The organism is Gordonia crocea (genome assembly GCF_009932435.1).
Lineage (GTDB): Bacteria > Actinomycetota > Actinomycetes > Mycobacteriales > Mycobacteriaceae > Gordonia > Gordonia crocea.
Genome location: NZ_BJOU01000001.1, coordinates 1,571,165 through 1,584,144, shown reverse-complemented (window position 1 = coordinate 1,584,144; position 12,980 = coordinate 1,571,165). Strand labels below are relative to the sequence as shown.

General features: G+C 68.1%; 10 protein-coding genes and 1 rRNA gene. 2 read left to right on the top strand and 9 right to left on the bottom strand.

Features of this window, described 5'->3' with window-relative positions:
- Nucleotides 1-277 precede the first annotated feature (277 nt).
- A 16S ribosomal RNA gene (locus nbrcactino_RS07460) occupies nt 278-1,798 on the bottom strand.
- A gap of 550 nt (nt 1,799-2,348) precedes the next feature.
- Here nbrcactino_RS07460 and mftM point away from each other — a divergent pair.
- Complete coding sequence (gene mftM / locus nbrcactino_RS07455) at nt 2,349-3,242, top strand: mycofactocin oligosaccharide methyltransferase MftM (RefSeq protein ID WP_161926784.1); 894 nt, start codon at nt 2,349-2,351, stop codon at nt 3,240-3,242.
- Here the strand turns inward: mftM and nbrcactino_RS07450 are convergent.
- From nbrcactino_RS07450 to murA, 7 genes are all read right to left on the bottom strand, one after another.
- A complete protein-coding gene (locus nbrcactino_RS07450; RefSeq protein ID WP_161926783.1) occupies nt 3,235-3,894 on the bottom strand; it encodes a MadR family response regulator transcription factor in 660 nt (219 codons plus the stop codon). The two genes, mftM and nbrcactino_RS07450, sit on opposite strands and share 8 nt — an antisense overlap.
- Nucleotides 3,891-5,204: a MadS family sensor histidine kinase gene (locus tag nbrcactino_RS07445; protein ID WP_161926782.1), complete on the bottom strand. Its 1,314-nt coding sequence runs from the start codon at nt 5,202-5,204 to the stop codon at nt 3,891-3,893. The genes nbrcactino_RS07450 and nbrcactino_RS07445 overlap by 4 nt, the downstream gene beginning before the upstream one ends.
- Before the next feature lie 2 nt (nt 5,205-5,206).
- The gene (locus nbrcactino_RS07440) at nt 5,207-6,385 is read right to left on the bottom strand and encodes an iron-containing alcohol dehydrogenase (protein ID WP_161926781.1); all 1,179 of its coding nucleotides are present in this window, start codon (nt 6,383-6,385) and stop codon (nt 5,207-5,209) included.
- Nucleotides 6,386-6,423: 38 nt separating this feature from the next.
- Entirely contained in the window at nt 6,424-7,965 is a 1,542-nt protein-coding gene (gene madC / locus nbrcactino_RS07435) for a MadC family VWA domain-containing protein (RefSeq protein ID WP_161926780.1), read from the bottom strand.
- Nucleotide 7,966: 1 nt separating this feature from the next.
- Nucleotides 7,967-9,031, bottom strand: a complete 1,065-nt coding sequence (locus nbrcactino_RS07430; RefSeq protein WP_161926779.1) for a MadB family AAA-type ATPase — start codon at nt 9,029-9,031, stop codon at nt 7,967-7,969.
- 122 nt (nt 9,032-9,153) lie between these two features.
- Complete coding sequence (mdo, locus tag nbrcactino_RS07425) at nt 9,154-10,425, bottom strand: NDMA-dependent methanol dehydrogenase (protein ID WP_161926778.1); 1,272 nt, start codon at nt 10,423-10,425, stop codon at nt 9,154-9,156.
- A gap of 158 nt (nt 10,426-10,583) precedes the next feature.
- Entirely contained in the window at nt 10,584-11,840 is a 1,257-nt protein-coding gene (gene murA / locus nbrcactino_RS07420; protein ID WP_161926777.1) for a UDP-N-acetylglucosamine 1-carboxyvinyltransferase, read from the bottom strand.
- 29 nt (nt 11,841-11,869) lie between these two features.
- Here murA and nbrcactino_RS07415 point away from each other — a divergent pair, with 29 nt between their 5' ends.
- Nucleotides 11,870-12,460: a cob(I)yrinic acid a,c-diamide adenosyltransferase gene (locus nbrcactino_RS07415; RefSeq protein WP_161926776.1), complete on the top strand. Its 591-nt coding sequence runs from the start codon at nt 11,870-11,872 to the stop codon at nt 12,458-12,460.
- Nucleotides 12,461-12,481: 21 nt separating this feature from the next.
- Here the strand turns inward: nbrcactino_RS07415 and nbrcactino_RS07410 are convergent, their stop codons facing one another.
- Nucleotides 12,482-12,946 (bottom strand): DUF2550 domain-containing protein, encoded by a 465-nt coding sequence (locus nbrcactino_RS07410; RefSeq protein ID WP_228460726.1) that lies wholly within the window; start codon nt 12,944-12,946, stop codon nt 12,482-12,484.
- Nucleotides 12,947-12,980 lie beyond the last annotated feature (34 nt).

The window sequence follows — 12,980 nt, the reverse complement described above, 5'->3', positions numbered from 1 at the left end:
TAGATGCTCGCATCCACTATGCAATTCTCAAACAACACACACCAACCAACCCCACACCCCCACAAGGGCGGTAGCCGGCCAACATCAGAAAAAACACACACCCCCCACAAAGAGGAGTAAACCGTGTGTTCCCTCAGAACCCCGATAGTGTGCAACAGAAAACCACCACCCACCAGCACCAGCCGGCAGACAATGACCGTTTGACGTTTCACCCATGAACATCAACCCCGCCGAACCACACTCGGGCCCGAAACAGGACATGTTGATAGCTCCTTAGAAAGGAGGTGATCCAGCCGCACCTTCCGGTACGGCTACCTTGTTACGACTTCGTCCCAATCGCCGATCCCACCTTCGACAGCTCCCTCCACAAGGGTTAGGCCACCGGCTTCGGGTGTTACCGACTTTCATGACGTGACGGGCGGTGTGTACAAGGCCCGGGAACGTATTCACCGCAGCGTTGCTGATCTGCGATTACTAGCGACTCCGACTTCATGGGGTCGAGTTGCAGACCCCAATCCGAACTGAGACGCGCTTTAAGGGATTCGCTCCACCTCACGGTATCGCAGCCCTCTGTACGCGCCATTGTAGCATGTGTGAAGCCCTGGACATAAGGGGCATGATGACTTGACGTCATCCCCACCTTCCTCCGAGTTGACCCCGGCAGTCTCCTGCAAGTCCCCGGCATAACCCGCTGGCAATACAGGACAAGGGTTGCGCTCGTTGCGGGACTTAACCCAACATCTCACGACACGAGCTGACGACAGCCATGCACCACCTGTACACCAACCACAAGGGAACAACTATCTCTAGCTGCGTCTGGTGTATGTCAAACCCAGGTAAGGTTCTTCGCGTTGCATCGAATTAATCCACATGCTCCGCCGCTTGTGCGGGCCCCCGTCAATTCCTTTGAGTTTTAGCCTTGCGGCCGTACTCCCCAGGCGGGGTACTTAATGCGTTAGCTACGGCACGGATCCCGTGAAAAGGAACCCACACCTAGTACCCACCGTTTACGGCGTGGACTACCAGGGTATCTAATCCTGTTCGCTCCCCACGCTTTCGCTCCTCAGCGTCAGTAACTACCCAGAGACCCGCCTTCGCCACCGGTGTTCCTCCTGATATCTGCGCATTTCACCGCTACACCAGGAATTCCAGTCTCCCCTGTAGTACTCAAGTCTGCCCGTATCGCCTGCACGCCTACAGTTAAGCTGCAGAATTTCACAGACGACGCGACAAACCGCCTACGAGCTCTTTACGCCCAGTAATTCCGGACAACGCTTGCACCCTACGTATTACCGCGGCTGCTGGCACGTAGTTGGCCGGTGCTTCTTCTCCAGGTACCGTCACTTACGCTTCGTCCCTGGCGAAAGAGGTTTACAACCCGAAGGCCGTCATCCCTCACGCGGCGTCGCTGCATCAGGCTTGCGCCCATTGTGCAATATTCCCCACTGCTGCCTCCCGTAGGAGTCTGGGCCGTGTCTCAGTCCCAGTGTGGCCGATCACCCTCTCAGGTCGGCTACCCGTCGTCGCCTTGGTAGGCCATTACCCCACCAACAAGCTGATAGGCCGCGGGCCCATCCCAAACCGCAAAAGCTTTCCACCACAAGACATGCATCCTGAGGTCATATCCGGTATTAGACCCAGTTTCCCAGGCTTATCCCAAAGTTTGGGGCAGATCACCCACGTGTTACTCACCCGTTCGCCACTCGAGTACCCAGCAAGCTGGGCCTTTCCGTTCGACTTGCATGTGTTAAGCACGCCGCCAGCGTTCGTCCTGAGCCAGGATCAAACTCTCCATGAAAAAACAAAGAAAACAACCAACCACCAACAGGCAGCCGGCCATCCTCAGAACAATCCTCACAGAGGCAAAAACCCCAGCAAAAACAATCCAAAAAACAAACTGGCATCAAAAAACAAGACACCAAAAAAATTGGCATCAAACAATCTGTCACACACTATCGAGTTCTCAAAGAACACACACCCGCCAACACCATCCGGTGACCCGGACGAACTTCGGTGAGCTATGTTGTTGCCCGTTTCGGGGCAACTGTTCCAGCTTAGACCTGCGACTCCGGCTTGTCAAGCCCCTACCCCGTGGGGGTTGGTCCGCCTGATTGGGCCTCGGGGTAGATACCCCGTCGAGTCGAGCCTTGCCGCTTCGCCTCGGGGCTGTTGGGCCCCGCTCGCTGGCGGCCTCGATTAAGTTACACACGTGGAAACAGATTCACAAATCGCCTGGTAGAGAGGCGGTTTCGTGATAGGCGGATCGTGCGCGCAACCCATCCTTTTGGACAGTCGGCGCACCCGTTCGGGCAGGTCCGGACGCCGCCGTCGGCGCTTAGCGTCGACGTATGCAGGCGATTGTCACCGATTTCCCCGATCTGGCCGCCGTACCGAGGCACACCGTTTCGAGGCACACCGCGTCGAGCACGGCCGTGTCGAGCGCTGGGCCACTCGTCGTGGCCCATCGGGTCCGGGCCGCCGCCGCGGGTGGCGGCCGGTGGCGGTGCGACCGCCGGCCCGACGGCTCGGTGGTCGTCTCCCACCCGCTGGACCTGGCAACCGTCAGCGACGACCAGGTGGTCGGCGCGTTGTCGCGCTTCGCGCAGGACGGACTGCTGATCGGCCAGGACGAGTTCGAGCAGGCCGCCATCGCGGTGATCACCAGTCTCAGCCCTGACCACCGGGCCTGCTGGCGCGCCTTTTACGCGAACTCCGTGGCGCAGCTGCGGGACGGCCGGGCCGCCTTCAGCCCCGTGCACCGGCGAGCGCGTTCCCTGTTGCGGGGCCAATCCGTCCTGGAAGTCGGCTGCTGCTTCGGACTCTTCGCCCTGCAGTGCGCCCAAGACGGCTACGACGTGACCGCCTGCGACATCTGCCCCGGTGCGCTGGACCTGCTCGGCGGTGCGGCCGCCGACTTCGGGTTGCCGGTGACCGCGCGAATCGGCAATGCGCTGTCCCTGCCCTTCGCGCCCGGATCGTTCGACACCGTCACCCTCATCCACCTGCTCGAACACCTCGACGGCCCCGCCGTCGGCGCGGCGATCGGCGAGGCGTTACGGGTGGCGAGCCGGCGCGTCGTCATCGCCGTTCCATTCGAGGAGCACCCCAACGCCCACTTCGGCCACCGTCAGCGTCTCACCGAGGGCGACCTGCGCGAATGGGCGCGTGACTGGCCGGCCTACCCGTCGCAGACCATCGTCGACCACGGCGGCTGGCTGGTCCTCGACCACCGGGTCAGATGAGTCCCCGCTTGCTCGCCACATAGACCGCGTCGGTGCGTTTGGTCACACCGAGTTTGCGGATCAGGTTCCGGATGTGGAACTTCACCGTCGACTCGGAAATGAACAGGCGCTGGCCGATCCCGGCGTTCGACTGTCCGTCGGCCATCAACCGCAGCACCTCGCGCTCCCGCTCGGTCAGCTCTTCGGAGGGGTTGTGCTGCCCGGCCATGGTCCGCATGACCGCGGTCGCGCTGCGCGGGTCAAACGCGCTCCCCCCGCTGGACAGTGCGCGGATCGCGCGGACCAGCTCGGTGGTGTCCACGTCCTTCACGACGTAGCCGCTGGCCCCGGCGCGCACCGCGCGGACCACCAGGTCGTCGTCGAGGAAGGTCGTCAGCACCAACACCGCGACGTCGGGATTCCAACGCTTGAGTTCGCCGATCAACCGCATGCCCTCGTAGTCGGTCGACGACGTCAGCTTGAGGTCGACCACCACCACGTCGGGCCGGGTGTGCGCCACCTCGGCCAGCGCCGCGTCGAAGGTGCCGGCCTCACCCACCACCGCGACCTCGGGGTGGCGTTCCAACAGCGCCCGCAGCCCCTCGCGCAACATCGCGTGGTCGTCGACCAACACCGTGCGGATGGCCCGTGGCGGCACCGATTCGGTCGTCATACCGCTCCCCTGCTCGGCGTCGGCAATTCGGCCACGATCCGGACGCCGCCGAGCCGGGACCGGCGGATCCGCAATGTGCCGTCGAGTTCGGCCGCACGCGAGGCCATGTTGGCCAGGCCCCGGCGACGGCCCTCCTCGAGGTCCCCGGTGACCGCGGCCTTCATCCGTTCGCGCAGTTCCACCGGGTCCCCCGAGCCGTCATCGTCGACCGCCAGCACCACGCGCTCGTCGCCATAGGACAGGACCACCGAGACCTGGGCGGCCTGGGCGTGGCGGGCGGCGTTGAACAGCGACTCCCCGGCGATCCTCAGCACCGCGTGTTGAACATCACCGGGCAACTCGCGCGGACGCCCGCGGATCGCGACCGACGCCCGCGTCTCGCCGGTGAGGTGCAGGTCGCAGAGCTGGTCGAGGGTGTCGCCGACGCTGTGGGACGGATCGCTGGCCGCGTTCAGCGTGAAAATGGCGTTGCGCAGTTGCGTCATCGCGTCCCGGGTCAACCGGACCGCGGTGGCCAGGTGCTTCTCGGCCGCCGCGGAGACCTCGCCCCGGCACAGCTCGATCTGCAACCCGGCCGAGAGCACCGACTGCCCCACCGAGTCGTGCAGTTCGCGGGCGATGCGCGACCGCTCGTTGTGCAGCAGCGCGGTGCGGTGGGCCGCGGAGAGTTCCCGCTGGGCGGCCTCGAGCTCGGCGTTGCGCTCGGCCAGCTCCTCGGTGCGCCGGCGCGACTCCGACAGCAGCTCGGAGTTCACCATCGCCACCGCGGCCTGACCGGCGAGGATCTTCAGCACCACCAAGTCCGACGGGTCCACCTCCCGCTCGGGCGGCGTCCAGGCGGACAACCCGCCCACCACGCGGCCGTGGTACTCGATCGGGACGTGCAGGTGGTGGGCACTCGCGATCGGGACGTGCAGCACCGTGCGCTCCCCGCGCAGCACGTCGATCAGCCGGTTGAGCACTTCGACGGGCAGGTCGGTCGGCGGATGGGCGACCCCGCCGGCCTCGAAGGCCAGGATCCCCCCGTCGTGCGCAGCGATGAGGTGGCGCGGCGCCGCCTGCTCGAGATGCCCGTCGGCCAGCGCGAACAACACCCACTCGGCGCCGAGGTGTTCGCGGACCGTCTCCAACACCGCGACGACCAGCCGCTCCGGACCCTGATCGGTTTGCACCAGGGCCTTGGAAATCCCCTCCAACGCCGTCATCACCCGGTTCAGGCGCGCCTCCGCGCCGCGGTACTGCGCGTAGTGGCCGCGTTTGACGCTGCTCAGCCCCACCAGGCTCGCGAGATCCGGGTCGGCGGCGGCCATCGCTACAGCGCCTGCCGGTAGACGTCGAGAATGGCCTCGCCCGCGGCCGGCCGCGGATTGGTCAGCATGCACGAATCGGCCAGGGCGCGCTGGGTGAGCCATTCCAGGTCGTCGGCAGCCACGCCCAGCGGACTCAACGCCGAGGGCATGCCGACCCGGTGCGCCAGGTCGGCGATGGCGTCGGCGAGACGGTCGGCGACGACCCGGTCCCCGCCCGCCGTCGACAATCCGACGGCGTCGGCCAGATGGACGAAGTCATCCGCGCACACCGTCGCGTTGTAGCGGATCACCGGCGGGAGCAGCACCGAGTTGATCGCCCCGTGCGGGGCGTCGCAGTAGCCGCCGACGGGGTGGCTCATGGCGTGGGCCGCCCCCAGGATCGCGTTGGTGAACGCCATCCCCGCGCGCAGCGACGCCAGCGACATCTCCGCACCGGCGTCGGGGTCGGACGGGTCCTGGACGAGCCGTTCGAGGTTGGTCCACACGCCGACGAGGGCGTCGACGGCCAACGCATCGGTGAGGCGGCCCCGCGCCAACGAGACGAAGGCCTCGACGCAGTGGGTCAGGGCGTCCATCCCCGCCTGCGCGATGACCTCCGGCGCCGCGGTGGTGACCAGGGTCGGGTCGATCACCGCGACGTTGGGCACCAGGTTGCGGCCGATGATCGTGACCTTCGTGCGGCTGTGGGTGTCGTTGACGATGCAGAACTGGGAGACGTCGGACCCGCTGCCCGAGGTCGTGGGCACGGCGACCAACGGCGGCAGCGACCGGGTCGCCCGGTCGATGCCTTCGTACTCGAGGATGTGCCCGTCGTTGGACGCGAGGACCGCGACCCCCTTGGCCGCATCGATGACCGAACCGCCCCCGACCGCGACGAGGCCGTCGGCGCGGTGCGCGACGTAGACGTCGCGGCCCGCCTCGACCTCGGCCGCCCGCGGGTTCGGGGTGACCCCCAGGAAGGTCTCCGGCACCAATCCGCGCTGGCGCAGATCCGAGACCACCCGGTCCAACCACGGCGTCTGGGCCAACTGCTGGTCGGAGACCAACAACGGGCGGTCGATCCCCAGCGCCGACACGGCGTTGACGACCTCGCCGATCGTGCCGGGTCCGAACACGATTTGCGGCGTGTGGAACTTCACCACCCGGTCCAGGCCGTGCCCGCGCACGGGTGCGACACCCATCGAAGCTGCACCTCCTGCCCTGCGGCCGCGGCCCTCGGTCATCGGAGCGCGGTGCCGAGTTCGTCGCAGCGCGCCAGCACCTCGCCGCCGTCGCGCGCACTCACCACCGCCGAACAATGCTCAGCGTAGTCGCCCAGGGCACACCCCGTCTGCGACCAGTAGCGTTTGGGTTCCGGGGTCAGCCAGGCAACCCGGAAGGCCCGCCGCGCCACCTCCGCGAACAGGTCGACCCGCGGGTCGAAAGCATTGTGGCGGGCATCCCCCACCACCAGCACGCTGGTGCGCCGACTGATCAGATCGCCGTGCTCGTCGAGCAGCTCATGCCACATCCGCCCGTAGTCGCTCGTCGCCGACAGGTCCAGGCCGTCGGCGGCCAGCACCGCCGCGAGCGCACCGTCGGCCGAGGCGCCGCGCAGGGCCGCGGTGACCCGGACCGGGCGGTCGACGAAGGCGACGACCTCGCACCGGTCGCCAAACCGGTGCAGCGTCTGGGCGAGCCGCAGGATGAAGCCGGTGACCGGGCGGACCGAGATCGACACGTCGATGACCACGAGCAGCCGCACGGGCCCGGGCCGCGCGACCCGCCGCCACAACTCCACCGGCACCCCGTCGGTGGCCACGGCCGCGCGCATCGTGCGGCCGATGTCCAGGCGGCCCGGGGCGGTCAACCGGCTCACCCGTCGCGGTGCGCCGCGCATCCGCTGCACCAACCGGTGGCAGGCCCGGTCAATGTCGGCCTGGTCGCGGTGGACGTGCGTCGGCGGGTCGTCGTCGGTGCCCACCAGTGGACTGGCGGCGAGCCGGTCGGTCAGCGCCTCGACGAACCGGGTCAGGGCGTCGGCCAACTCGGCCATCGCCTGCTCGTCCAGACCGGCCATGCCGTCCACGCCATAGGCCATCGCCCCGTCGGCCGCGTCGAGCGCCCGCAGCAGGGCCGCGGCGTCGGCGAGCGTCAGGGTCGTCCCGGACACCCGGGTGGCCGCCGACGTCAGTTCGCCGACCTGGGAGGCGTCGGCGTGGTCGACTTCGACGGTGTAGGTCACGCCGCCGGAGACACTCGACGAGTCGGTGTCGACCTGCAGCTCCTCGGCGCCGCCGGAGACGGTGAAGTCGTTTTCCTCGCGGTGCGCGCTCTCCCCGGTCCGTTCCCGGGCATCGGGATCCTCGACCATCAGGTCGCCGATCTCGACGGTGTGCTCGTCGGCGCCGATCATCCGGCCGGCGCCCTCGAACTCCTCATCCCAGTCGATCTCGGCCGGCAGCGCCGAAAGCATGCCGCGCACGCGCGGCAGGTCGGCGGCGGCCCCTTGGGCGTGATGGCCGAGGAAGAACAGCGCAAACGCCTCGTCGAAGGGTTCGCGCTCGTAGGAGTACTTGACGGTCACCGCCCGCAGTGCGGTGCGCAGGCGGTCCAGATCCGTGGCCCCGACGATGTCGAGCACCCGGCGGATCTCGATCACCTCGGCCGGCGAGACCGCGACCGCCACCATCCGCAGCACCTCCCCGAAGGACACCGCCACGCGGTCGAGGAGGTGGTCGCGGCCGTGTCCGACGGGGCCGTCGGCGGCTGCCGCGCCCATGTCAGCCCCGGGCCGCGCTGCGGGCCCGCCCGGCACCGAAGGCCCGCTCGGTGACCGATCCGCCCGGACTGCTCCCGTCCACCCCGACCGGGGTCCGCTCCCCGGCCGGCGACTGGTCGTCGAGGGCACGGTGGACGTGTTCGAGGTCGGTGCCGAACTTCACCAGCAGCGACAGCAGCGCCGGGTCCTGCCCGCCGACCCGCTCGACGTCCTCGCGCCCGCCGGCGGCGGCCAGCCGCGATGCGGCACGCGCGGCGTCGATCACCTCGGCGATGGACGGGCTCTTGCGCAGCGGCAGGTCCCGCAGGGTGCGGGCCAGGTCGACCACGTCGGCGATCACCGACTCCTCCACGTCCGGCGCCCGAACGGCGACGATACGCCGCTCGCGCTCGGCATCGGGGTAGCCGACCTGGAAGTGCAGGCACCGCCGTTTGAGGGCCGGAGACAGCTCCCGGGTGTCGTTGGAGGTGAGGATCACCCAGGGGGCCGACCGGGCGGTGAAGGAGCCGAGTTCGGGCACCGTCACCTGCCGCTCGGCCAGGACCTCCAGCATCACCGCCTCCATGGCCTCGTCGGTCCGGTCGATCTCGTCGACAAGCAGCACCGTCGGGGTTTCCGACATGATCGCCGCCAGGAGCGGCCGCGGCACCAGGAAGTCCTCGGTGTACACCCCGACCTCGGTGCGGGCCAGGGCGGCCGAGGCCTGCGCCAACGAATCGTAGGCGGCCAGTTCGGCGCTGATCCGGTCGCGCAGCATCTGCACGTGCAGGAGTTGGCGCGCGTAGTCCCACTCGTAGAGCGCCCGCGAGTCGTCGAGGCCCTCGTAGCACTGCAGCCGGATGAGTTCGCGCCCCGACGCCGCGGCCAACGCCTTGGCCAACTCGGTCTTGCCCACCCCGGCTGGCCCCTCGAGCAGCAGCGGCCGGTCCAACAGCGTCGCCAGGTGCAGCACGACGGCGAGATCGTCGGCGACCAGATATCCCTGGTCCGACAATGCGGCGGTCAGCTCGGCGGGCGTGTCGAAAACGGGTGCGGATGCGGATGCGGATGCGGGCGAGTCGGGCATGGTGTCCTCCGAGCGGCTGGATGGGAGACGGTGAGAAACGGCGGTCGGATGCGGGGACGGCGACCGCCGGGCCCGGAGTAGTCGATGGGTGTACTCCGGACCCGGCGTCGCCGCAGGGCGACTCAGTAGGAGTCGACCATCGCGTGGCGGACCATCGGGATCATCGACTCGACGGTGCACGTGCGGGGGTTGCCCGGGGTGCACCAGTCGTCCATCATGTGCTCCGAGATCGCGCGGATCTGCTGCTCGGAGGTGTCGACCCCTTCGCCCTTGCCGGCGTACTTCCCGGTGTTCATCCGGTTCTTCTCGTAGCTGTTGACCGTGAGCTGGCCGAAGTTGTCGGGGATGCCGACGTCCTTCGAGAGACGGATGGCCTCTTCGACCGCCGCGTCGGCGGCCTGGACCGTCGTCATGTTGCGGGTGTCGACGCCCAGCAGCGCGGCGATGTCGGCGAAGCGCTCGTAGCGGGACGGCAGGTTGTACTCCCACACGCGCGGCAGCGCGATCGCGTTGTTGAGGCCGTGGTGGCTGTCGTAGAACGCGCTGAACGCGTGCGAGAGCGAGTGGATCAGGCCCAGCCCACCGGAGTTGAAGGCCTGGGCGGCGATGTACTGCGCGTGCATCATGCCGGTGCGGGCCTCGAGGTTGTGCGGCTCGTAGACGGCGGTGCGCAGGTTGTCGCGGATGAGCTCGATCGCGTACTTCGCGTTGCCCAGCGACGGCGCGAAGTCGAGGCGGGAGACGTAGGGCTCGCTGCAGTGCGCGAGGACGTCGAACCCGCAGAAGGCGGTGAAGTGCTCGGGGCACGAGTAGTACAGCAGCGGATCGTCCATCGCCAGGTCGACCAGGCAAGTGTCGTCGAAGGCCACCCACTTGTGCGGGTGGTCCATGTCGGAGGTGTCGGTGATGACGTAGGCCCACGAGGTCTCCGAGCCGGTGCCGGCGGTGGTGGAGACCGCGATGTGCTTGGGGTTCTCCTTGTTCGTCGCCTTGGAGAAGCCCTCGAACTCGTTGATGTTGCGGCCGTCGTGGGCGATGACCATGCGGGCGCCCTTGGCCGCGTCGTGGCTGGAGCCGCCGCCGACGGAGATGATGCCGTCACACTTCTCGGACTGGTACCGCGCCGCGGCATCCATACAGTTGTAGTCCTTGGGGTTGGACTCGACCTCGTCGAACACCACCACGTCGACGCCCTGGTACTCGATCTTGCCCTTGAGCTCGTCGATGATCCCCGAGCCGCGCAGGCCGGTGGTCATCAGCAGGACGCGGGTCATGCCGAGATCCTTGGCCTCGACGCCGAGCATGTCGTGGGCGCCGACCCCCAGCTTCGCCTTGGGGAACGGGTGGAATTCCTTGATCGGGAAGTCCCAGATCTGATTCATCTCGATGGCCATCGTGCGGTCTCCTTGAGTCGAAGGGCCTGGTGTGTTGTCTGACACATTCAGACTGTGCAACCGCTCACACCCCCGACAAGGGGTCCTGACCGCTGGCGCACGCCTTCGGTCCCGAGGACCAGGCTGCAGGCCTATCCGTTCGGACAGGCCGGTCGGGTTCAGTCCCCGACGCGCTCGATGACCCCGCCCAGCGAGCGCAACTGCGCCACGAAGTCGGGATAGCCCCGGTCGATGTGCTCGACCTCGTGCACCTCGGTCACGCCGTCGGCGACCAGGGCGGCCAACACCAGGCCGGCGCCGGCCCGGATGTCCGACGACCAGACCGGGGCGCTGGAGAGGCGCTCCACCCCGCGGATCACCGCGTGGTGCCCGTCGGTCCGCGCATCCGCGCCCAGGCGCACCATCTCCTCCACGAACCGGAACCGGGCCTCGAAGACGTTCTCGGTGACCACCGACATGCCGTCGGCGATCGCCGCCAGACCGATCACCAGCGGTTGGAGGTCGGTGGGAAAACCCGGGTACGGAAGCGTCGACACGTTGATCGCCACCGGGCGCTCATTCTGCTGCACCCGGAAGCCGTCGGGGAAGCGGTCGACCTTCGCCCCCGCATCGGCCAATTTGTTCAGCACCAGCGAGAGGTGCTCGGGCGACACCCCGTACACCGACACGTCGCCGCGGGTCACCGCCGCGGCAATGCCCCATGTGGCCGCCACGATGCGGTCACCCACGACGCGGTGGGTCGTCGGCTTGAGCTCGCGCACCCCGGTGACGGTGAGCGTCGAGGTGCCCGCGCCGTCGATGCGGGCACCCATCTGGGTCAGCATCTCGCAGAGGTCGACGATCTCGGGTTCCCGTGCCGCGTTGTCCACGGTGGTGACGCCGTCGGCGAGGACCGCCGCCATCACGATGTTCTCGGTGGCACCGACCGACGGGAACTCCAACGCAATCGCGGCGCCGGTCAACCGGTCCGCGGCGGCCACGACACACCCGTGCTCGATCGAGCTGTCCGCCCCCATCGCGCGCAACCCGGCCTGGTGCATGTCCAGCGGCCGCGAACCGATCGCGTCCCCGCCGGGCAGCGCAACGACGGCACGGCCGCAGCGGGCCATCAGCGGACCGAGCACGCACACCGAGGCGCGGAACTGTTTCACCGCGTCGAAGTCGGCGTGATAGCTCGGCATCGCCGGGGTGTCGATCACCACCTCGTCGGCGGTCACGGTCACCGTCGCGCCGAGGCCGCGCAACACGTCTGCCATCAACGGCACGTCGGCAATGTCGGGTGCATTGGTCAGAACAGTCCGGCCCTCGGCGAGCAACGCAGCGGCCATCAGCTTCAACACGCTGTTCTTGGCGCCGGTCACCCGCACTTCGCCGGTCAACCGGGCCCCGCCCGACACCAGAAAGCGATCACTCACCCCCGTAGCTTATCCACTACCGTGAGACCATGGCCGTTCACCTCACCCGCATCTACACCCGCACCGGCGACGACGGGACCACCGGACTCTCCGACTTCTCCCGCGTGGCGAAGAACGACCTGCGAGTCGTGGCCTACGCGGACTGCGACGAGGCGAACGCGGCGATCGGCATGGCGCTGACGCTGGGCGGCCTTCCCGACGAGGTCGGCGCGGTCCTGCGCACCGTCCAGAACGACCTTTTCGACGCCGGGGCCGACCTGTCCACGCCGGTCGTGGCGGATCCGAAGTACCCGCCGCTGCGGATCGAGCAGTCCTATATCGATGCACTCGAGCGGTGGTGCGACGCCTTCGGCGAAGACCTGCCGGCGCTCGACTCGTTCATCCTGCCCGGCGGCAGTCCCGGATCAGCCCTGCTGCACCACGCCCGCACCGTCGTACGGCGTGCCGAACGGGCCGCCTGGGCGGCCATCGACGCCCATCCCGACGACACCTCGGTCCTGCCGGCGAAATACCTCAACCGGCTCTCCGACCTGTTGTTCATCCTGGCCCGCGTGGCCGCCGGTCCCGCCGGCGACGTCAAATGGGTACCCGGAGGCGACCGGAGCCGACCAGACGCCTGACCCGGGCCGAGGAGGCGTGCGTCAGCGACCGCCCCGGCGGGCACGCTGCGGCGGCGCCGACTCCAACCAGGCCTGAAAGGCGGTCAAGGCATCGGGGGTCATCCCCAACTCGTAGGCGCCGCCCGCGCCGTCGGCGCCCGGCGCCAACTCGATGACCACCATCCCGTCGAGGATCTCGCGTTCGGTACCACGCGGCTCGCGGCGCCCGTCGACCGCGATCGCACTGCGCACCAGCCGGACCGTCGGCCCCTGCCAGAACGTCACCAGCCGGTAGTACACGAGCGCGTCATCGCCATAATGGGCCGAACCGTGTCGCCACCCCTGGTCCTCGGCGGCCGGGACCGGCCGCAACAGCAGGGGCGTGCCGGCATTGCGGATCTCGGTCAACCGGTAGAGCGCGGCTCCGGCGACGATCAACGCCAAGACCAGCGCCACCGCCAGGATCACCAGACCGACGATCACCGACACTCCCCCCGATACGACCATCGCCCGCGCGGTGACAAGCACCGGCGCGGGCGAT